The organism is Saccharothrix sp. DSM 118769, from assembly GCF_052936295.1.
Genome location: NZ_CP193627.1, coordinates 6,424,539 through 6,448,253, shown reverse-complemented (window position 1 = coordinate 6,448,253; position 23,715 = coordinate 6,424,539). Strand labels below are relative to the sequence as shown.

The 23,715-nt window shown below is 77.8% G+C and carries 1 protein-coding gene and 1 pseudogene; both read left to right on the top strand.

The genetic code is table 11. The features are described from left to right. Window positions 1–113 precede the first annotated feature (113 nt). Window positions 114–13,715: an SDR family NAD(P)-dependent oxidoreductase gene (locus ACRAKJ_RS27085; RefSeq protein WP_447008709.1), complete on the top strand. Its 13,602-nt coding sequence runs from the start codon at window positions 114–116 to the stop codon at window positions 13,713–13,715. A gap of 92 nt (window positions 13,716–13,807) precedes the next feature. Continuing rightward, window positions 13,808–23,677 (top strand): annotated as a pseudogene (locus tag ACRAKJ_RS27080) (SDR family NAD(P)-dependent oxidoreductase); the annotation flags it as partial. Window positions 23,678–23,715: the final 38 nt, after the last annotated feature.

Sequence of the window (23,715 nt, the reverse complement as noted above, 5' to 3'; positions counted from 1 at the left end):
CGAACTTCCGGGACCGCCCGGATTCGTAACATCGACTTCGGCCCCGGATATCCGGTCGGCCGCTCCGCGAACCTCGTCCATCGACCGGACACGGCCGGAAGGCAGAGAACGCGATGACGATTGAGCACCGGATCGAGCAACGCCGGATCGAGCACCGCCCGGGGGTGTGGCACCACGACGCGGTGGCGGTCGTGGGCGTCTCCTGCCGGCTGCCCGGGGCCGCGGACCCGGCGGCGTTCTGGGAGCTGCTGCGCACCGCCGGCAGCGGTCTCGGTGACGCCCCGCCGGACCGCTGGGGGCCCGAGGCGGTGATCCGGCGCGGTGGCTTCCTGCCCGACCCGGCCGGTTTCGACGCGTCCTTCTTCGGCATCTCGCCGCGCGAGGCCGCGATGATGGACCCGCAGCAGCGGATCGTGCTGGAGCTGGCGTGGGCCGCCCTGGAGGACGCGGCCATCGCGCCGACCTCGTTGGCGGGCAGCCGCACCGCGGTGTTCGTGGGCTCCCTGCGCGACGACTACGCCGCCCTGGTCGCGCGGCACGGGGCGGACGCGGTGACGCAGCACAGCATGACCGGTCTCAACCGCGGTGTGATCGCCAACCGGGTGTCCTACCACCTGGGCCTGCGCGGCCCGAGCCTCACCGTGGACTCTGCGCAGTCCTCGTCGCTGGTCGCGGTGCACCTGGCGTGCGAGAGCCTGCGCACCGGGGAGGCGGGGCTGGCGATCGCGGCGGGCGTGAACCTCAACCTGCTGGGCGAGAGCGCCGTGGTGGAGGAGCGGTTCGGCGGCCTGTCGCCGGACGGGGAGTGCTTCACCTTCGACGAGCGCGCCAACGGCTTCGTCCGCGGCGAGGGCGCGGTGGTGTTCGTGCTCAAGCCGCTGCGCGCGGCGCTGGACGACGGCGACCGCGTCTACGGCGTGCTGCGCGGCAGCGCGGTGAACAACGACGGCGACACCCCCGGCCTGACCGTGCCCAGCCGCGTCGCGCAGGAGCAGGTGGTGCGGCAGGCGTACCAGCGGGCGGGGGTGCCGCTGGAGGCGGTGTCCTACGTCGAGCTGCACGGCACGGGCACCCCGGTGGGCGACCCGGTGGAGGCCGCCGCGCTCGGCGCGGTGTTCGCCCCCACCCGGCGCGCGCCGCTGCTGGTGGGCTCGGCCAAGACCAACGTCGGGCACCTGGAGGGCGCGGCGGGCGCGGTGGGCCTGCTCAAGGCGCTGCTGGCGGTGCACCACGGGGTGATCCCGGCCAACCGCAACTTCACCCGCCCCAACCCGGCGATCGACCTCCCGGCGCTGCGCCTGGCCGTGCCCACCGAGACCCGGCCGTGGCCGGAGGTCGAGGGGCCGCGCGTGGCGGGGGTCAGCTCCTTCGGCATGGGCGGCACCAACTGCCACGTCGTGGTGTCCCAGGCGCCGCCCGGTGTGCCGCGGCGGGCGCCGAGCACCCGGCCGCCGCTGGTGCCGTGGGTGCTCTCGGCCCGCGGCGCGGAGGCCCTGCGGGAGCAGGCCGGTCGGCTGCGCGCCGCCGTCGGCGAGGCCGACCCGGTCGACGTCGGCTGGTCGCTGGCCGCGACGCGGGACCGGTTCGAGCACCGGGCCGTCGTGCTGGGCACCGACCGCGACGGGTTGCTGGCCGGGCTCGACGCCCTCGCGTCGGGCGGCGCGGCGCCGGGGGTCGTCCAGGGCGTGGCGCGCGCCGGGGAGCGGGCGGTGTTCGTCTACCCGGGGCAGGGCGCGCAGTGGGCCGGCATGGCCGTCGAGCTGTGGGACACCGCACCCGCGTTCGCCGCCCGCATGGCCGAGTGCGCCGCCGCGCTGTCCGAAGTGGTCGACTGGGACCTGGAGGCGGTGCTGCGCGAGCCCGGCGCCCCGGCGCTGGAGCGGGTGGACGTGGTGCAGCCCGCGCTGTTCGCGGTGATGGTGTCGCTGACCGAGCTGTGGCGCGCGCACGGCGTGGAGCCCGCGGCCGTGGTGGGCCACTCGCAGGGCGAGATCGCGGCGGCCTGCGTGGCGGGCGCGCTGTCGTTGCGCGACGCCGCACGCGTGGTCGCCCTGCGCGCCGGGGTGATCCGGTCGCTGTCCGGCGCGGGCGGGATGGCGTCGGTGGCCGAGCCCGCCGAACGGGTGACCGAGCGGCTGGCCCGGTGGCCCGGGCGGCTGTCGCTGGCCGCGGTCAACGGCCCGGCGTCCGTGGTCGTCTCCGGCGAGCCGGGCGCGCTGGCCGAGCTGCTGGCCGAGTGCGCCGATGAGGACGTGCGCGTCAAGCGGGTGAACGTGGACTACGCCTCGCACTGCGCCCAGGTGGAGCAGGTCGAGGCCGAGCTGCGGGAGGCCCTGCGCGACATCGCGCCGCGACCCGCGTCGGTGCCGTTCTACTCCGCGGTGACCGGTGACCTGCTCGACGGCGAGGAGCTGGGCGCCGACTACTGGTACCGCAACCTGCGCCAGACGGTGCGCTTCGCCGACGCGGTGGCCGCGGTGCTGCGCGACGGTGACGCGGTGTTCGTCGAGTCCTCGCCGCACCCGGTGCTGGCGGTGGGCGTGGAGCAGGTCGCCGACGAGCGCGGCGGTGCGGCCGTGGTCGGTTCGCTGCGCCGCGGCGACGGCGGGCCGGACCGGTTCCTGACCTCGCTGGCCGAGGCGCACGTGCGCGGCGTCCCGGTGGACTGGGCCGTGCTCAACCCCGGCGGTGCCCGGGTCGACCTGCCGACCTACCCGTTCCAGCACCGCCGGTACTGGGTGGGGGAGGAGACCGCCGCCGCGGAACCGGCCGCGACCGCCCGCCCGCGTTCCGCCGAGGACCGCCCGGGTGCGCTGCTGGAGCTGGTCCGCGGGAACGCCGCGGTGCTGCTGGGCCACGGTTCCGCCGCGGACGTGGACGCCGAGCGCACGTTCAAGGACCTCGGCTTCGACTCGGTGACCTCGGTCGAGCTGCGCGACCGGCTGGCCGTCGCCACCGGTCTGCGGCTGACCTCGTCGCTGCTGTTCGACCACCCCACCCCGCGCGCGGTCGCCGCGCACCTCGACGAGGAGCTGGTCGGCGCACCGGAGGCGCCCGAGGTCGTGCCGGGGGCCGCGCCCGTGCCCGCCGGCGCCGCGCCCGAGCCGGCGGACGACCCCGTCGCGATCATCGGCATGGCCTGCCGCTACCCGGGCGGCGTGGCCTCGCCGGAGGACCTGTGGCGGCTGGTGGTCGAGGGCGGTGACGCGGTCACCGGGTTCCCGACCGACCGCGGCTGGGACCCCGAGCTGCACCACCCCGACCCGGGCCGCCCCGGCCGCACCTACGCCCGCGGCGGCGGGTTCCTGGACGACGCCACCGGGTTCGACGCGGACTTCTTCGGCATCTCCCCGCGCGAGGCGCTGGGCATGGACCCGCAGCAGCGGCTGCTGCTGGAGACCGCGTGGGAGGCGGTCGAGGACGCCGGGCTGGACCCGACCGCGCTGGGCGGCACGCGCACCGGCGTGTTCGTCGGCGGCACCGCGCTGGACTACGGGCCCCGGATGCACGACTCGGCCGAGGAGGTCGCCGGGCACGTGCTCACCGGCGGCACCGCCAGCGTGATGTCCGGCCGCATCGCCTACCAGCTGGGACTGGTCGGCCCGGCGGTGACCGTGGACACCGCCTGCTCCTCGTCGCTGGTCGCGCTGCACCTGGCGGTCCGGTCGCTGCGCTCGGGCGAGTCGACGCTGGCGCTGGCCGGCGGTGTGACCGTGATGTCCACCCCCGGCATGTTCATCGAGTTCGGCCGGCAGCGGGGCCTGGCCCCGGACGGCCGGTGCAAGCCGTTCTCCGCCGACGCCGACGGCACCGGCTGGGCCGAGGGCGTGGGCCTGCTGCTGCTGGAGCGGCTGTCCGACGCGCGCCGCAACGGCCACCCGGTGCTGGCGGTGGTGCGCGGCACCGCGGTCAACTCCGACGGGGCGTCCAACGGCCTCACCGCGCCCAACGGCCCCTCGCAGCAGCGGGTCATCCGCGCCGCCCTGGCCGACGCCGGGCTGTCCACAGAGGACGTGGACCTGGTCGAGGCGCACGGCACCGGCACCACGTTGGGCGACCCGATCGAGGCGCAGGCGCTGCTGGCCACCTACGGGCGCGACCGCTCCACCCCGCTGTGGCTGGGGTCGCTGAAGTCCAACACCGGCCACACCCAGGCCGCCGCCGGCGTGGGCGGCGTGATCAAGGTGGTGCAGGCCATGCGGCACGGCGTGCTGCCCCGCAGCCTGCACGCCGACCGGCCGACCCCGCACGTGGACTGGTCCTCCGGCGCGCTGGCCCTGCTGACCGACAACCGGCCGTGGGAGGCGGGGGACCGGCCCCGGCGCGCGGCGGTGTCGTCGTTCGGCATCAGCGGCACCAACGCCCACGCGGTGCTGGAGGCCGCCGAACCGGAGCCGGCCGCCGAGCCGGTCGCGCTGCCCGGCACCCCGGTGGCGTGGCTGCTCTCGGCCAAGGACGAGGAGGCGCTGCGCGCCCGGGCGGCCGGGCTGCTGGAGACCCCGCTGGACGACCCGGCGGGGATCGGTGCCGCCCTGGCCCGCCGGACGGCGTTCGCCCGGCGCGCCGCCGTCGTCGGCCGCACCGCCGAGGACCTGCGCGCCGGGCTCGCCGCCCTGGCCGGGGGCACCGCCTCCCCGGCGGTGGTGCTCGGCGACGCGGGCAAGGCGGGCCGCACCGCCTTCCTGTTCACCGGCCAGGGCGCGCAGCGGGTCGGCATGGGCCGCGAGCTGGCGCGGGAGCACCCCGTGTTCGCCGACGCGCTGGCCGAGGTCTGCGCCGCGCTGGACGAGCACCTGGAGCGACCGCTGCGCGAGGTGCTGTTCGCCGAACCGGGCACCCCCGACGCCGAGCTGGTGCACCGCACCGACTTCACCCAGCCCGCCCTGTTCGCGGTGGAGGTGGCGCTGGCCCGGCTGCTGGCCCACCACGGCCTGGTGCCCGACGTGGTCGCGGGCCACTCCGTCGGCGAGCTGGCCGCCGCGCACGTGGCCGGGGTGCTGGACCTGGCCGACGCGGCGCTGCTGGTCACCGCCCGCGGCAGGCTGATGAACGCCGCCCGCCCCGGCGGTGCCATGGTCGCGGTGGAGGCGCCCGAGGACGAGGTCGCGCCGCTGCTGGAGGGCACCGGGGCGTCGCTGGCCGCGGTCAACGGCCCGGGGTCCGTGGTGGTCTCCGGCACCGCGCGGGACGTCGAGCGGGTCGCCGGGCACTTCCGCGACCGGGGCAAGCGCACCCGCGCCCTCAAGGTCAGCCACGCCTTCCACTCCGCCCACGTGGACGACGTGCTGGAGGAGTTCGAGCGGATCGCGGGCCAGGTGCGGGCGCACGAGGCGCGCGTCCCGCTGGTGTCCACCGTCACCGGTGAGGTCCTCGACCGCCCCGACGCCGCCTACTGGGCCGCCCAGGTCCGTCGCCCGGTGCGCTTCCTGGACGCCGTCCGCCGCGCCGAGGCCCTGGGCGCCACCACGTTCGTCGAGGTCGGACCGGCCGCCGTGCTCACCGCCGCGGCCCGGTCCTGCGTGACCGGCGCGGCCACGACCGTGCCGACCCAGCGCGCGGGCGTCCCCGAGGCCGACGCCCTGGTCACCGGGCTCGCGCAGGCCCACGCGGCGGGCGCCCCGCTGGACGGCGCCTCGTTCTTCCCCGGCGCCGCCCCCGCCCGGCTGCCCGCCTACCCGTTCCGGCACCGGCGGTACTGGCTGGCGCCGGGCCGGCGGCCGGACGTGCGCCGCCTGGGCCTGGACCCGGTGGACCACCCGCTGCTGTCCGGTTCGGTGGAGCTGGCCGAGCGCGGCGGTGCCGTGCTCACCAGCTCGCTGTCCCTGGCCGAGCACCCCTGGCTGGCCGACCACGAGGTGGACGGCGCGGTGCTCGTGCCCGCCACCGCCTTCCTGGAGCTGGCCGTCGCGGCGGGCGAGGGCGTCGGCGCCCCCGGAGTGCGGGACCTGACCCTGGAGGCGCCCCTGCTCCTGCCCGAGCGCGGCGCGGTCGGCTTGCAGGTCGCGGTCGGCCCGGCCGACGACACCGGCTCGCGCGCGTTCACCGTGCACGCCCGCGCGGCCGGCGCCGGGTGGACCCGGCACGCCACCGGCACCCTGACCGCCGGGCAGGAGACCACCGGGCAGGAGACCGCCGGGCAGGAGACCGCCGGGCCCGGTGGCGGGGCGGTCGCGTGGCCGCCGGCCGGCGAGCGCGTCGCCGACGCCTACCCGGAGCTGGCCGGGCGCGGGTACGCCTACGGCCCGGCCTTCCGCGGCCTGACCGCCGCGTGGCGGGACGGCGAGGACTGGTTCGCCGAGGTGCGCCTGCCCGAGGAGGCGCGCGACGACCGCTTCGCCGTGCACCCGGCGCTGCTGGACGCGGCACTGCACCCGCTGGTGCTCACCGGCGGCGAGCCCGACGCGATCCGCCTGCCGTTCGCCTGGTCGGGCGTGCGGGTGCACGCGGTGGGCGCCACCGCCCTGCGCGCCCACCTGCGCCGCACCGGCCCGGACGAGTTCGCGCTGCTGCTGGCCGACGAGGCCGGGGCACCCGTGCTCACCGCGGACTCGCTGGCCTTCCGCACCGCGCCGCGCGGCGGCCTGACCCGGCGCGCCGACGCACCCCTGCACGCGGTCGACTGGACCTCCGTGCCCGTCCCCGAGGCGCGGCCGGAACTGCTGCCCGCCGACCACGACCTGCCCGCGCAGGTGCCCGACGGCGTGGTGGTCGTCCTCCGGCACACCGCCGGGGCGCAGACGCCCGCCGCCGCCCACACCGCCACCCGCGACCTGCTGGAGGTGGTCCAGCGGTTCCTGGCCGAGGAGCGGTTCGCCGCCGCGCGCCTGCTCGTGCTCACCTCCGGCGCGGTCGCCGCCGGCGCGGAGGACGTGCCAGACCTGGCCGCTGCCCCCGCGTGGGGCCTGCTGCGCACCGCCCAGGCCGAGCACCCCGGCCGCCTGCTCCTGGTCGACACCGAGCCGGGTGCCGACGCGCGGCCGGACCTGGTGGCCGCCGCCGCGGCCACCGGCGAGCCGCAGGTGGCCGTCCGGGCGGGGCGGCTGCTGGTCCCGCGCCTGGTCCGCACCGGCACCACCGCCGGCGGGACGCCCGCGTTCGACCCCGACGGCACGGTCCTGGTCACCGGCGGCACCGGCGGGCTGGGCGCCCTGGTCGCCCGGCACCTGGTCGCCCGGCACGGCGTGCGGGGCCTGCTCCTGGTCGGCCGCCGCGGCGCCGCCGCGCCCGGCGTGGACGCGCTGGTCGGGCAGCTGCGCGACCTCGGCGCCACCCGCGTCGACGTGGTCGCCGCCGACTGCGCGGACCGCGACCGGCTCGCCGCCGTGCTCGACGGCGTGCCCGCCGAGCACCCGCTGAGCGCCGTCGTGCACGCCGCGGGCGCGCTCGACGACGCCACGGTCACCGCGCTCACCCCCGAGGCGCTGGCCGGTGTGCTGCGCCCCAAGCTCGACGCCGCCTGGCACCTGCACGAGCAGGTCGGTGACACCCCGCTGGTGCTGTTCTCCTCGGTGTCCGGCCTGCTGGGCACCCCCGGCCAGGCCAACTACGCCGCGGGCAACGCCTTCCTCGACGCCCTGGCCGCCCACCGGCGGGCGCACGGCCTGCCCGCGCTGTCGCTGGCCTGGGGCCTGTGGCGCGAGGGCATGGGCGCCGCGCTGACCGACGCCGACCTGGCCCGCTGGTCCCGCGTCGGCATCGCCCCGCTCGACGCCGACCACGGGCTGGCGCTGTTCGACGCCGCCCTGGCAACCCTGGCCGGCACCGGCACCGGCACCGGCACCGGCACCGGCACCGACGCTGCCGCCTCGGCCGGGACCGGCACCGCCGCCCCGACCGGCATCGACGCCGCCGCCCCGGCCGGCACCGACGCCGCCGCGGCCGGCACCGACGCCGGCACCGCCGCCCTCGCCGGTAACGGCACCGCCGCCCCGACCGGCACCGACGCCGGCACCGCCGCCCCGGCCGGGACCGGCACCACCGCCCCGGCCGGCACCACCGCCACCGCGCTGCTGGTGCCCGTCCACCTCGACCCGGCCGACGCCACCGACACCCCGCCCGCCCTGCTGCGCGGCCTGGTCCGCCCCAGGACCCGCCGCGCGACCACCACCCGCCGGGACACCCCGGGCGGCTGGGCGCAGGCCATCGCCGCGCGCCCCGAGGGCGAGCGGCGACCCGCCGTGCTCGACCTGGTCCGCTCCCTGGTCGCCGAGGTGCTCGGGCACCCGTCCCCGGCGTCGGTGGACCCGGACCGCGCCTTCCGGGACATGGGCTTCGACTCGCTGGCCGGCGTCGAGCTGCGCAACCGGCTCGGCGCGGCCACCGGCCTGACCCTGCCCACCACGGCGGTGTTCGACCACCCCACGCCCGACGCCCTGGCGGGATTCGTGCTCTCCCGCGTCGCGGGCACCGCCGCCCCCGTCCGCCGCACCACCGGGACGCGGACCGACGAACCCGTCGCCATCATCGGCATGGCCTGCCGCTACCCCGGCGACGTGGCCTCGCCGGAGGACCTGTGGCGGCTGGTCGCCGAGGGCGTGGACGCGATCAGCGGGTTCCCGGACAACCGGGGGTGGGACCTCGACGCGCTCTACGACCCGGACCCGGATCGCACCGGCACCTCCTACACCCGTCACGGCGGCTTCCTGCACGACGCCGACCGCTTCGACCGCGGGTTCTTCGGCGTCTCGCCCCGCGAGGCCACCGCGATGGACCCCCAGCAGCGGCTGCTGCTGGAGACCGCGTGGGAGGCGTTCGAGAGCGCGGGCATCGACCCCGCGTCGCTGCGCGGCAGCGACACCGGCGTGTTCGCGGGCTCGATGTACGACGACTACGCCCACCGCCTGGCCGCGGTCCCCGACGAGTTCGAGGGCTTCACCCTGACCGGCAGCCTGGCCAGCGTGCTGTCCGGCCGGGTCGCCTACACCTACGGCCTGGAGGGACCGGCGGTCACCGTGGACACCGCCTGCTCCTCGTCGCTGGTCGCCCTGCACCTGGCCGCGCAGGCGCTGCGCCGCGGCGAGTGCTCGCTCGCCCTGGCCGGCGGCGTGACCGTGATGAGCAGCCCCAACACCTTCGTCGAGTTCTCCCGCCAGCGCGGCCTGGCCGCCGACGGCCGCTGCAAGTCCTTCGGCGCCGGCGCGGACGGCACGGCCTGGTCGGAGGGCGTGGGCCTGCTGCTGGTCGAGCGGCTGTCCGACGCGCGCCGCAACGGCCACCGCGTGCTGGCGGTCGTGCGGGGCACGGCGGTGAACCAGGACGGCGCGTCCAACGGCCTGACCGCGCCCAACGGCCCGGCCCAGGAGCGGGTCATCCGCGCCGCCCTGGCCGACGCCGGGCTGTCCACGAAGGACGTGGACCTGGTCGAGGCGCACGGCACCGGCACCACGTTGGGCGACCCCATCGAGGCGCAGGCGCTGCTGGCCACCTACGGCGCGGACCGCGAGCAGCCGCTGTGGCTGGGGTCGCTGAAGTCCAACATCGGCCACGCCCAGGCCGCCGCCGGCGTGGGCGGCGTGATCAAGGTGGTGCAGGCCATGCGGCACGGCGTGCTGCCGCCGACGCTGCACGCCGAGGAACCGTCCCCGCACGTGGACTGGTCCTCCGGCGCGCTGGCCCTGCTCACCGAGCGCCGCGAGTGGCCCGCGCCGGCCGACCGGCCGCGCCGCGCCGGCGTGTCGTCGTTCGGCATCAGCGGCACCAACGCGCACGTCGTGGTCGAGCAGGTCCCGGCCGAGCCGCCCGCCGAGCGCCCGGACACCCCACCGGCCGTCACCGGCGCCCTGGCCTGGGTGCTCAGCGGCCACGACGACGAGGCCACCCGCGCCCAGGCCGCCCGGCTGCGCGACCACCTCGCCGCCCACCCCGACCTCGACCCGGCCGACGTGGCGCTGTCCCTGGCCACCACCCGCACCGTGCACCCGCGCGGCGCGGCGGTCGTCGGCGCCGACCGCGACGCCCTGCTCGCCGCGCTCGCCGCCTTCGCCGACGGCGGCCCCGCCCCGGTCCGGGGCGGCGACGAGCGACCCGGTCGCACCGCGTTCCTGTTCACCGGGCAGGGCAGCCAGCGCCCGGGACTGGGCGCCGAGCTGGCCGAGCGCTCCCCGGTCTACCGCGCGGCGCTGGAGGAGGTGCTGGCCCACCTCGACCCGGCCCTGCCCCGGCCGCTGGGCGAGGTGCTGTTCGCCGAACCCGGCTCGCCGGACGCCGCGCTGCTGGACCAGACGCTCTACACCCAGGCCGCGCTGTTCGCCACCGGGACCGCCCTGTTCCGCCTGCTGGAGCACCTCGGCGCGCGCCCGGACTACCTGCTCGGCCACTCCATCGGCGAGATCACCGCCGCGCACGTCGCCGGCGTGCTGGACCTGCCCCGGGCGTGCGCGCTGGTCGCCGCGCGCGGCCGGGCCATGCAGGACGCCCGCGCCGGCGGCGCCATGGTCGCCATCGCCGCCGCGGAGGACGAGGTCCGCGCCACCCTGGAGGACGGCGTGGACGTCGCGGCCGTCAACGCGCCCGGCGCGGTCGTCGTCTCCGGCGACGCCGACGCCGTCGAGCGCGTCGCGGCGGTGTGGCGCGAACGCGGACGCAGGACGCGCGCCCTGTCGGTGAGCCACGCGTTCCACTCCGCCCACATGGACGACGCCCTGGACGACCTCCGCGCGGCCCTGGCGGGCCTGGAGTTCGGCGAACCCCGCATCCCGGTGGTGTCCAACGTGACCGGCGCGGTGGCCGATCCCGCCGAACTGGCCTCACCCGACTACTGGGTGCGGCACGTGCGCGGCGCGGTCCGCTTCGCCGACGGCGTGGCGACCCTGGTGGCGGCGGGCGTGACCGAGTTCGTCGAGCTCGGCCCGGACGCCGTGCTCACCGCCCTGGTGCGCGAGTGCGTCCCCGACCACGCGGGCACCGCCACCGCGGTCCTGCGCCGCGACCGGTCCGAGGTGGAGACCCTGCTGGGCGCGCTGGCCGTGCTGCACCTGCGCGGCACCCGCCCGGACTGGGCCGCGCTGCTGCCCGGCGCGCGGCCGGTGCCGCTGCCGACCTACGCCTTCCGGCACGAGCGGTTCTGGCTCGACGGCCCGACCGGTCCCGGCGACGCCACCGGCTTCGGCCTCACCCCGACCGGTCACCCGCTGCTCACCGCGGCGGTGCCGGTCGCGGAGGGCGAGGCCCTGCTCACCGGCTCGCTGTCGCTGCGCACGCACCCGTGGTTGGCCGACCACCGGGTCGGCGGCGCGGTCGTCGTCCCCGGCACCGCGCTGCTGGAACTGGTCGGCCTCGCCGCGGCCGGAGCGGGCTGCGCCGGCCTCGCCGCCCTGACCCTCGGCCGCCCCCTGGTGGTGCCCGAGCGCGGCGCGGTGCGCGTGCAGGTGCGCGTGGGCGCCGCGGCCGAGGACGGCCGGCACCCGGTGTCGGTGACCTCCCTGGACGACGGCGGCGAGCGGACCGAGCACGCCACCGGCTCCGCCACCGCCACCGCCCCGGAAGTGCCCGAGGTGCCGTGGCCGCCGACCGGCGCGACCGAGGTGCCGGTGACCGAGGACGCCTACGCCGCGCTGGCCGACACCGGGCTCGCCTACGGCCCCGCGTTCCGCGGCCTGCGCGCCCTGTGGCTGTCCGACGACGCGGTGCACGCGGAGGTCGAGCTGCCCGAGGGCGTGGAGGCGGCCGGGTTCGTGCTGCACCCGGCGCTGCTGGACGCCGCGCTGCACGCCCTGCTGCCCGGCCTGGGCGGCGACCGGGTCGTGGTGCCGTTCGAGTGGGTCGGCGCGCGGGTCGTGGCGACCGGCGCGACCGCGCTGCGCGTGCGGCTGACCCGGACCGGCGCGGACACCGTCGCCCTGGTTGCCACCGACCTCGCGGGCGGCCCCGTCGCGGCGGTGGACGCCCTGGTGCTGCGCCCCCTGGACACCGGCGCGGCCGTCCGCCCCGCCGCCGACCTGCTGCACCGCGTCCGGTGGGCGCCGCTGGAGGTCGCGCCCGCCGAACCCGAGCACGTCCTGCTGCCCGGCGCGACCCGTGACGCGCTCGACGCCCTGGACCTGTCCGCCGGCGCGCCACCGGTCGTGGTGGCCCCGGTGCCCGGCGGCGCGGACCCGGTGGCGGCCCACGAGCGGCTGGTCGAGGTCCTGGGACTGGTGCAGGCGTGGCTGGCCGACGAGCGGCTGGCCGGCTCCCGCCTCGTGGTGCGCACCGAGCACGCCGTCGCGGTCGACCCGGACGACCGGCCCGACCTCGGCGCGGCGGGCGTGTGGGGCCTGGTCCGCTCCGCCCAGAACGAGAACCCGGACCGGTTGCTGCTGGTCGACGGCCCCGTGGCGGACGACCTGCTGGCCGGCGTCCTGGCGTCCGGTGAGCCGCAGGTGGCGGTGCGCGGCGGGCGGGTGTGCGCGCCCCGTTTCGCGCCGGTGTCGCCGGGTGACGAGTCCGGTGTGGACTGGTCGGTGGGTCGGGTGTTGGTGACGGGTGCGACGGGTGTGTTGGGTCGTGCGTTGGTGCGGCACCTGGTGGTGGAGCGGGGTGTGCGGGAGTTGTTGCTGCTGAGCCGGCGCGGTGGGGACGCGCCGGGTGCGGCGGAGCTGGTGGGGGAGTTGCGCGGGCTGGGCGCGGACGTGGAGTTGGTGGCGTGCGACGCGGCCGATCGGGAGGCGTTGGCGGCGGTGTTGGGGCGTCATCCGGTGCGGGCGGTGGTGCACGTGGCCGGTGTGCTCGACGACGGTCTGGTGACGGATCTGTCGCCGGAGCGGTTGGCGGGTGTGTTGCGGCCGAAGGTGGACGCGGCGTGGAACTTGCACGAACTCGTCGGGGACGTGTCGGCGTTCGTGGTGTACTCGTCGTTGGCGGGTCTGCTGGGTACGGCGGGGCAGGCCAACTACGCGGCGGCGAACGCGTTCCTGGACGCGTTGGCGGCTCACCGGCGTGCGGCGGGGCTGCCGGGCCTGTCGCTGGCCTGGGGCCTCTGGGAAGACAGCAGCGACCTCACCGGCCACCTCGACGAGGTGGCCCGGCGCCGCCTCGCCCGCAGCGGCCTGGTGCCGCTGCCCACCACCGACGCCCTGGCGGCCTTCGACGCGGCCGAGACCACCGGCGAGGCGCTGCTCGCCGTCAGCCGGATCGACCGGACCGCGCTGCGCGGCACCGAGCCGCCCGTGCTGCTGCGCGGCACGACCGGCGCACCCGCCCGCCGGGCCGCCGCGGCCGGGAAGGGCGACACCACCCCTGCCGACTGGGGCACCCGGCTGGCGGCCCTCGACCCCGGTCAGCGCGACCGCGCGCTGACCGACCTGGTCCGCACCCACGTGGCCGAGGTCCTGGGCCTCGCGGGCGCCGCCGCGGTCCCGCCCCGCCGGCCGTTCCGCGAACTGGGCTTCGACTCCCTGACCGCCGTCGAGCTGCGCAACCGGATCGGCACGGCCACCGGGCTGGCCCTGGCCCCCACGGTCGTGTTCGACCACCCGACCGCCACCGCCCTGGCCGCGCACCTGCGCGACCACCTCGTGGTGGACGAGGTCGGCGCCGCCCTGGCCGACCTCGACCGCGTGGCGGCGGTGCTGCCCGGCGCCGCGGGCGCCCACCGCGCCCGCCTGGCCGACCGGCTGCGCGAACTGCTGGAGCTGGCCGGGGCGACCTCGGGCGAGGACCTGGCCGGCGCCACCGACGAGGAGCTGTTCGCCCTGGTCGACGAACTGGACGACCTGGACGAGGCGGAACCGCGGTGACCGGCGCGCGGCAGCCGGCCGCACCCACCCCGACGACACGTTCCCGAACCGACCACCGGAGCTGACACGTGGCTGACGAGAAGGAACTCCGTGAGTACCTCAAGCGGGCCGTCGCCGACGCCCGCGACGCCCGCCGGCGCCTGCGAGAGGTGCAGGACCGGGCCCGCGAACCGATCGCGGTCGTCGGCATGGCCTGCCGCTACCCCGGCGACGTGGCCTCGCCGGAGGACCTGTGGCGGCTGGTCGCCGACGAGGTCGACGCGATCAGCGGGTTCCCGGACAACCGGGGGTGGGACCTCGACGCGCTCTACGACCCGGACCCGGACCGCGTCGGCACCTCCTACACCCGTCACGGCGGCTTCCTGCACGACGCCGACCGCTTCGACCCGGTGTTCTTCGGCATGTCCCCGCGCGAGGCGCTGGCCGCCGACCCCCAGCAGCGGCTGCTGCTGGAGACCACCTGGGAGGCCCTGGAACACGCCGGCATCGACCCCGACCGCACGCGCGGCAGCCGGACCGGCGTGTTCACCGGCGTGATGTACCACGACTACGGCTCCCGCCCGAGCCTGTCCGGCGAGGGCCTGGAGGGCTACCTCTACAGCGGCAGCGCGGGCAGCGTCGCCGCGGGCCGCGTCGCCTACACCTTCGGCTTCGAGGGACCGGTCGTGGCGGTCGACACCGCCTGCTCCTCCTCGCTGGTCGCACTGCACCAGGGGGTCGCCGCGCTGCGCCGCGGCGAGTGCGACCTGGCGGTGGCGGGCGGCGTGGCCGTGATGGCCACGCCCACCGGGTTCGTCGAGTTCTCCCGCCAGCGCGGCCTCGCGCCGGACGGCCGCTGCAAGTCCTTCGCCGCCGGCGCGGACGGCACGGCCTGGGCCGAGGGGGTGGGCCTGCTGTTGCTGGAGCGGCTGTCCGACGCCCGCCGCAACGGCCACCGCGTGCTGGCCGTCGTCCGCGGCACCGCCGTCAACTCCGACGGCACCTCCAACGGCCTGACCGCGCCCAACGGCCCGGCCCAGGAGCGGGTCATCCGCGCCGCCCTGGCCGACGCCGGGCTGTCCACGAAGGACGTCGACCTGGTCGAGGCGCACGGCACCGGCACCACGCTCGGCGACCCCATCGAAGCCCGCGCGCTGATCGCCACCTACGGCGCCGACCGCGAGCAGCCGCTGTGGCTGGGGTCGCTCAAGTCCAACATCGGCCACGCCCAGGCCGCCGCCGGCGTGGGCGGTGTCATCAAGGTGGTGCAGGCCATGCGCCACGGCCTCGCCCCGCGCACCCTGCACGTGGACGACCCCACCCCGCACGTGGACTGGGACCGCGGCGTCCGGCTGCTCACCGAGGCCCGCGAGTGGTCCGCGCCGGCCGACCGGCCGCGCCGCGCCGGCGTGTCCTCCTTCGGTTTCGGCGGCACCAACGCGCACGTCGTGCTGGAGGAGCCCGAGCCCGTCGAGGCCGACCGGCCCGCACCCGAACCGCCGGTCGTCCCGCTGGTCGTCACCGCCGCGACCGCCGCCGCCCTGCGCGAGCAGGCCGCGCGGCTGGCCGACCGGCTCGCGGACGCCCCCGACCTGCGCCCGCTGGACGTGGGCTGGTCGCTTGCCACCGGCCGCGCCCGGCTTGACGAGCGGGCCGTGGTCGTGGCCGCCGACCGGGACGAGGCCCTGGCCGGCCTGCGCGCCCTGGCCGGCGGCGACCCCGCGGGCGCGGTCCGCGGCACCGCCGTGGACGCCGACCGCCCCGTGCTGGTGTTCCCGGGTCAGGGGTCGCAGTGGGTGGGGATGGCGGTGGGGTTGGCGGAGGGTTCTCCGGTGTTCGCGGCTGGGTTGGCTGGGTGTGGTGCGGCGTTGCGTCCTTTTGTGGAGTGGGATGTGGATGCGGTGTTGCGTGGTGGGGGTGGTTCGGGGTGGTTGGAGCGGGTTGATGTGGTGCAGCCTGTTTTGTGGGCTGTGATGGTGTCGTTGGCGGGGTTGTGGCGGTCGGTGGGTGTGGTGCCGGCTGCGGTGGTGGGTCATTCGCAGGGTGAGATCGCGGCGGCGTGCGTGGCGGGTGCGTTGTCGTTGGAGGACGGTGCCCGTGTCGTCGCCCTGCGCAGCCGGGCCATCGGCCGGGTGCTCGCCGGTCGCGGCGGCATGGTCTCCCTCGCACTGTCCGAACAGGACGCCCGTGACCGGGTCGCCCCCTACGCCGGCCGGGTCGAGATCGCCGCGGTCAACGGCCTCAACGCCGTCGTGGTCTCCGGTGAGCCCGCCGCGTTGGAGGAGCTGTTGGCTTCCTGTGAGGCCGAGGGGGTGCGGGCCAAGCGGCTGCCGGTGGATTACGCCTCGCACTCGGCGCACGTGGAGGACGTGCGTGAGGAGTTGGCCCGGTTGTTGGCGCCCGTGACGCCGCGTCGGGCGGAGATCCCCATGTTGTCCACCATGACCGGTGACTGGGTACTGGGTCCGGAGCTGACCGCGGACTACTGGTTCGCCAACCTGCGCCGGCCGGTGCGCTTCGCCCCCGCCGTCCGGGCGCTGCTCGACGCCGACCACACCGCTTTCGTCGAGTGCAGCCCGCACCCCGTGCTGACCGTCGGCGTCCAGGAGGTCGTGGACGACGCCGGCCGGGCCGCCGCCGTGGTCGGCACGCTGCGCCGCGGCGAGGGCGACCTGCGCCGCTTCTGGACCTCGGTCGCCGAGGCCCACGTGCGCGGCCTGCACGTCGACCTCGACGCCGTCCTGACCGGCGGACGGCACGCGGACCTGCCCACCTACGCCTTCCAGCGCGAGCGCTACTGGCTGGACGGCAGCGGCGCGGCGGGCGACGCCGCCGGGTTCGGCCTCACCGCCGTCGAGCACCCGCTGCTCACCGCCGCGGTCGAGGTCGCGGGCGGCGCGGAGACGCTGTTCACCGGCCACCTGTCCCGCCGCACGCACCCCTGGTTGGCCGACCACCGGGTCGGCGGCGCGGTCGTCGTCCCCGGCACCGCGCTGCTGGAACTGGTGCTGCACGCCGGCGGGGAGACCGGCACGCCGGTCGTCGCCGACCTCGTGCTGAGCGCCCCGCTCGTCGTGCCCGAGCGGGGCGGCGTGCCGGTGCAGGTGCGCGTCGGCGCCCCCGACGAGGCGGGCGACCGGCCGGTCAGCGTCCACTCCGGCTCCGGCGGCACCTGGACCGAGCACGCCACCGGCACCCTCGCCCCCGACCAGCCGGTCGGCACCGCCGAGTGGGCGCCCGGCGGCGAGGCGATCGACACCGACGACCTCTACGAGCGCGTCCCCGACACCGGCATCGAGTACGGCCCCGCGTTCCGCGGCCTGCGCCGCGCCTGGTCCGCCGACGACGTCGTGCACGCGGAGGTCGAGCTGCCCGAGGGCGTGGAGGCGGCCGGGTTCGTGCTGCACCCGGCGCTGCTGGACGCCGCGCTGCACGCCCTGCTGCCCGGCCTGGGCGGCGACCGGCCCCTGGTGCCCTTCGGGTGGAGCGGCGTGCGCGTGGCCGCGACCGGTGCGACCGCGTTGCGCGTCCGCCTCACCAGGACCGGCGCGGAGGCGGTGTCCCTCACCGCCCTCGACGGCGCCGGCGTGACCGTGGCCGAGGTCGAGTCGCTCGCCCTGCGGCCCCTGGACACCGCGGGCGTCGGCCGCCCCGCCGCGGACGGGCTGCTCGCCGTGGAGTGGCAGCCGCTCACCGACCGGCCCGAGCCCGTCCGGTGGACCGCGGCCGACCCGGTCGCCGGCGCCGAACCGGGCGACCCGGTGGTGACGTCACCGCCCGAGTTCGACGGCGACGTCCCGGCGCGGACGCACGCCGCCGCGCGGTGGGCGCTGGAGACCGTGCAGGGCTGGCTGGCCGACGAGCGCCTCGCCGACACCCGCCTGGTGATCCGCACCGGCGACGCGGTCGAGCACGCGGCGGTCCGGGGCCTGGTCCGCTCCGCGCAGACCGAGCACCCCGGCCGCTTCACCCTCGTCGACGCCGCCCCGGACACCGACCCGGCCGACCTGGGCGCGGCCATCGCGTCCGGTGAGCCGCAGCTGGCGGTCCGCGACGGCGCGATCACCGTGCCCCGCTTCACCCGGGCGCACCCCGACCCCGACCGGTCCGGTGTGGACTGGTCGGTGGGTCGGGTGTTGGTGACGGGTGCGACGGGTGTGTTGGGTCGTGCGTTGGTGCGGCACCTGGTGGTGGAGCGGGGTGTGCGGGAGTTGTTGCTGCTGAGCCGGCGCGGTGGGGACGCGCCGGGTGCGGCGGAGCTGGTGGGGGAGTTGCGCGGGCTGGGCGCGGACGTGGAGTTGGTGGCGTGCGACGCGGCCGATCGGGAGGCGTTGGCGGCGGTGTTGGGGCGTTACCCGGTGCGGGCGGTGGTGCACGTGGCCGGTGTGTTGGACGACGGTCTGGTGACGGATCTGTCGCCGGAGCGGTTGGCGGGTGTGTTGCGGCCGAAGGTGGACGCGGCGTGGAACCTGCACGAACTCGTCGGGGACGTGTCGGCGTTCGTGGTGTACTCGTCGTTGGCGGGTCTGCTGGGTACGGCGGGGCAGGCCAACTACGCGGCGGCGAACGCGTTCCTGGACGCGTTGGCGGCTCACCGGCGTGCGGCGGGGCTGCCGGGCCTGTCGCTGGCCTGGGGCCTCTGGGAGGACACCAGCGCCATGACCGACGGCGTCGGCGACCTCGAACGCCGCCGCATGGCCCGCGACGGCCTCCTGCCGATGACCACCGGTCACGCGCTCGCGCTGTTCGACGCCGCCCACGCCACCGGCCACGCCGTGCTCGGCGCGACCGGCCTCGACCTCGCCGCCCTGCGCCACCACCGCGGCGACCCGCCGGTGCTGCTGCGCGGCCTGGTGCCCCGGCGGCGCCGGACGGCCACCGCCGCACCGACCGGCGGATCGCTCGCCGACCGCCTGGCCGGGCTGCCCGCCGAGGACCGGCGGCGGACCCTGCTGGACCTGGTGCGCACGCACGTCGGCTCCGTCCTCGGCCACGACCCGGCCACCGTCGAGCCCGACCGCGCCTTCGGCAAGCTGGGCCTCGACTCGCTGACCGCCGTCGAACTGCGCAACCAGTTGGCCGCGGCCACGGGCAGCACCCTGCCCGCCACCCTGGTGTTCGACCACCCCACCCCGGCCGCCCTCGCCGCGTTCCTCGACGAACGCCTGGCCGGCCGCGCCGGCACCGATCGCGCCGCAACCGGCCGCGCCGCAACCGGTCGCGCCACCGCCGGACCGCCCGCGGACGACCCGATCGCCGTCGTCGGCATGGCCTGCCGCTACCCCGGCGGGGTCGCCTCGCCCGATGACCTGTGGCGGCTCGTCGCGGACGGCGCGGACGTGGTCTCCGCCTTCCCCGAGGACCGCGGCTGGCCGCTGGACCGGCTCTACGACCCCGACCCGAACCGGACCGGGCGCACCTACGCCCGCGGGGGCGGCTTCCTGCACGACGCCGCCGACTTCGACGCCGACTTCTTCGGCATGTCCCCCCGCGAGGCGCTGGCCACCGACCCCCAGCACCGCCTGCTGCTGGAGACGGCCTGGGAGGCGGTGGAGAACGCCGACATCGACCCCACCGGGTTGCGCGGCAGCCGCACCGGCGTGTTCACCGGCGTGATGTACAGCGACTACGGCTCCCGCGTCCGGTCCATCCCGCCCGACCTGGAGGGCTACCTGCTCAGCGGCAACACCGGCAGCGTCGCCTCCGGCCGCATCGCCTACACCCTCGGCCTGGAGGGGCCCGCGGTCACCGTGGACACCGCCTGCTCCTCCTCCCTGGTGGCGCTGCACCAGGCGGTGTCCGCGCTGCGCCAGGGCGAGTGCGACCTCGCGCTCGCGGGCGGCGTGACGGTGATGGCCACCCCCAACGGGTTCGTCGAGTTCGCCCGCCAGCGCGGCCTGTCCGCCGACGGGCGCTGCCGGTCCTACGCCGACGCCGCCGACGGCACCGGCTGGTCCGAGGGCGTGGGCCTGGTCCTGCTGGAGCGGCTGTCCGACGCCGAGCGCAACGGGCACACCGTGCTGGCCCTGGTGCGCGGCAGCGCGGTGAACCAGGACGGCGCGTCCAACGGCCTGACCGCGCCCAACGGCCCCGCCCAGGAGCGGGTCATCCGCGCCGCGCTCACCTCGGCCGGCCTCCGGCCGGCCGACGTGGACGCCGTCGAGGGCCACGGCACCGGCACCCGGCTCGGCGACCCCATCGAGGCCCAGGCGCTGCTGGCCACCTACGGCCAGGACCGCGAGACGCCGCTCTACCTGGGGTCGCTGAAGTCCAACACCGGCCACACCCAGGCCGCCGCGGGCATCGCCGGCGTGATCAAGGTGGTGCAGGCGCTGCGGCACGGCGAACTGCCCCGCACCCTGCACGTGGACCAGCCCACCCGGCACGTGGACTGGTCGGCCGGGAAGGTGGAGCTGCTCACCGAGCACCGGCCCTGGCCCGAGGTGGACCGGCCGCGCCGCGCCGGCGTGTCGTCGTTCGGCATCAGCGGCACCAACGCCCACGTCATCCTCGAACAGGCGCCCGAGCGCGCCGAGCGGACCGCGGGGCGCGAGCACCAGCCGGTCGTGCCCTGGCTGCTGTCGGCCAAGACGCCGCAGGCCCTCGCCGAGGCCGCCCGGCGGCTGCTCGACACCGACGCCGACCCGGTGGACGTCGGGTTCACCCTGGCCACCGGCCGCGCGGCGCTGGAGCACCGGGCCGCGGTCGTCGGCCGCGACCGCGACGCCCTGCGCGCCGGGCTGCGCGCCCTGGTCGACGGCGCCCCCACCGCGCAGCGCCGCGCCGGCCGCACCGCGTTCCTCTTCACCGGCCAGGGCGCCCAGCGGGTGGGCATGGGCCTGGCACTGGCCGAAGCGCACCCCGTGTTCGCCGACGCCTTCGCCGAGGTGTGCGCCGCGCTGGACGAACACCTGGAACAGCCCCTGCGGCACGTCGTCGCCGAGCGCCCCGACCTGCTCGACCGCACCGGCTACACCCAGCCCGCGCTGTTCGCCGTGGAGGTGGCGCTGAGCCGGCTGCTGGAATCGCTGGGCGTGCGCCCGGACGTGATGGCCGGTCACTCGGTCGGCGAGCTGGCCGCCGCCCACGTCGCCGGCGTGCTGTCGCTGGCCGACGCCGCCCGCCTGGTCGCGGTCCGCGCCCGGCTGATGGACGCGCTGCCGCCCGGCGGGGCGATGGTCGCCGTCGAGGTCGCCGAGGACGAGCTGCCGCCGCTGCCCGCCGGCGTGGACGTCGCCGCGGTGAACGGCCCGACCTCGCTGGTGCTGTCCGGCGACGAGGACGCCGTGACCGCGTTCGCCGCGCGGCTGGCCGCCGGGGGCAGGCGCACCAAGCGGCTCCCGGTCAGCCACGCCTTCCACTCCGCGCGGGTGGAGGCCGTGCTGGACGAGTTCGCCGAGACCGCCCGCGCGCTGGAGTACCACGAGCCGCGCGTCCCGATCGTGTCCACGGTGACCGGCGGCGACGTCGACCTCACCGACCCGGACCACTGGGTGCGCCAGGTGCGCGCCGCGGTCCGGTTCGCCGACGGCGTGCGGACCCTGGTCGAGCGGGGCGTCACCGCGTTCGTGGAGGTCGGCCCGGACGCCGTGCTGACCGCCCTGGCGCGGGAGACGGCGCCCGGCACCGCCGCGGTCGCGCTGCTGCGTCGCGACCGGCCCGAGGCGGAGACCTTCGTCGAGGGCCTGGCCGCCGCGCACGGCCACGGCGTCGCCGTGGACTGGGCCGCGTTCTTCGCGCCCCACGCCCCGCGGCCCGTGCCGCTGCCCACCTACCCGTTCCAGCGGCGGCGCTACTGGCTCGACGCCGGGTCCGCCGACGAGCCGGCGGGCGGCCACCCGCTGCTGGGCACCGTGGTGCGCCTCGCGGGCGCCGACGAGGTGGTGGGCACCGGGCGCCTGGCCGTGCGGTCGCAGCCGTGGCTGGCCGGGCACGACGTGCGCGGCACCGTCGTCGTCCCGACCTCGGCCCTGGTCGAGGCGGTGGCCCGCGCGGGCGCCGAGGCCGGCTGCCCGACCGTGGCCGACCTCGACGTGGTCGCACCCGTCGTGCTGCCGCCCGACGGTTCCGCCGCGCTCCAGGTGCGCGTCGCGGCCGAGGCGGGCGGCCGGCGGGAGGTGGTCGTGCACGCCCGCCTCGGCGACGGCGAGTGGGTCGAGCACGCCCGCGGCCACGTCACCGCCGACCACCCCGCCGCGCCCGCCGGGGACGGTCGGGTCGTCGAGCCGGTGCTGCCCGACGAGCTGCGCGCCGAGGCCGACCGCTACGGCCTGCACCCGGTCCTGCTCGACGCCGTGCTGCGCGAGGTCGGCGACGGCGTGGCCGACCGGTGGCGCGGCGTGCGCCTGCACGACCCCGGCGCCACCGCCACCCGGGCCGTGCTGGTCGAGCGGGACGGCGGCGCCGCGCTGCGGCTGCTCGACGAGCAGGGCGAACCCGTCGCCACCGTGGACCACGTCGCCCTGCGCCCGCTGCGCACCGCCGACCTGGCCACCGCCCGCCTGGGCGCCCTGCACGCGCTCACCTGGGCCCCGGTCGAGGTCCTGCCCGCCGTCGGCGGGGACCGGGTGGTGCACCGCGTCACCGGCGGCACCCCTCGGGAGGTCGTCGACCGGCTCGCCGCCGAGCCGGCCGACCGGCCGGTGGTCGTGCTCACCCGCGGCGCGGTCGCCGTGGCCGACGAGCCCGTGACCGACCCGGCCGCGGCCGCCGCCTGGGGCTTCGCACGGGCCGCGCAGGCGCAGGGCCGCCCCGTGCTCGTGGTGGACGCCGACGAGCAGCCGTCCGACGCGCTGCTGGCGGGGCTGTCGGCCGCGGGGGTCGACCAGGCCGCCGTGCGCGACGGCAGGGTGTTCGTGCCGCGGCTGACCCGGGTCGCACCGCCCGCCGCGGCCGAGCCCGGCGGCACCGTGCTGGTCGTCGCCGACGACCGGGCCGCGGACCTGGCGCTCGACCTGGCGGCTGCCCTCGCCGGGCACGCCGTGCGGGTGGGCCCGGACGAGGTGGCCGCCGCGCTGGACGCCCACGACCCGGTCGCCGTGGTGCACGCGGGCGACGTCGAGGACGCCTGGCGGCTGCACCGGCTGACCGCCGAGCGCGACCTGCGCGGGTTCGTCCTGCTCGGCCCGGCCGCCGGGATCGTCGGCGGCGACCGGGAGGAGGCCGTCACCGGCGCGTCGCTGGACGCGCTGGCCCGCCACCGCCGAGCCCTGGGCCTGCCGGGCACGCACCTGGCCTGGCTGCGGCAGGGCCGGGCGCCGGGCCTGCGCCCGGTCGCCGGCGCCGACCTGCCGGCCGCGGTGCTCGCCGCCGCGGCGAGCGGCGCGGCCCACGCGGCGGGCCTGCTCGTCGCCGAGGTGGACGTGGAGGCCCTGCGGGACCTGCCGGTCGTCCCCGCGCCGCTGCGCGCGGAGCCGACGCGCCCCACCGGGTCGGTGTCCCTGGCCGACCGGCTGGCCGACCACACGCCCGAGGAGCGCCGCCAGGTCGTGCTCGACGTGGTCCGCGCCGAGGTGGCCGGCGTCCTCGGCCACACCGACCCGCTGGCCGTCGGCGCGAACCGGCTGTTCTCCGACCTCGGGTTCGACTCGCTGACCGCGGTGAACCTGCGCGACCGGCTGGCCGCCGGCACCGGCGTCCGGCTGCCCGCGACGGTCGTGTTCGACCGGCCCACGCCCGCCGCGCTGGCCGATCACGTCCTGGAGCGGCTGGCCGCGACCGGGCCGGCGGACGAGGCCGACCCGGGCGCCCCGGCTGCCTCGGCGCTGGCCGAGCTCGACCGGCTGGAGGCGCTGCTGGCCGCCGTGCCCGGCCGCGAGCGGGCGACCGTATCGACCAGGCTGCGCACGCTGCTGGCGACCTTCGGCCCCGAGCCGGAGCCGGAGCCGGAGCCCGACCCGACGCCGACCGCGGACCTGGAGTCCGCGTCCGTGGACGACGTCCTGCGCTTCATCGACACCCAGCTCGGCCGCTCGACGAGCTGAGCCGGACACCCACAGGAGGGCGAAACCCCGTCATGGCC

What these genes read in the sequence shown, in the direction of transcription:
- ACRAKJ_RS27085 (WP_447008709.1), top strand. Translation starts at nt 114, where the DNA reads ATGACGATTGAGCACCGGATCGAGCAACGCCGGATCGAGCACCGCCCG.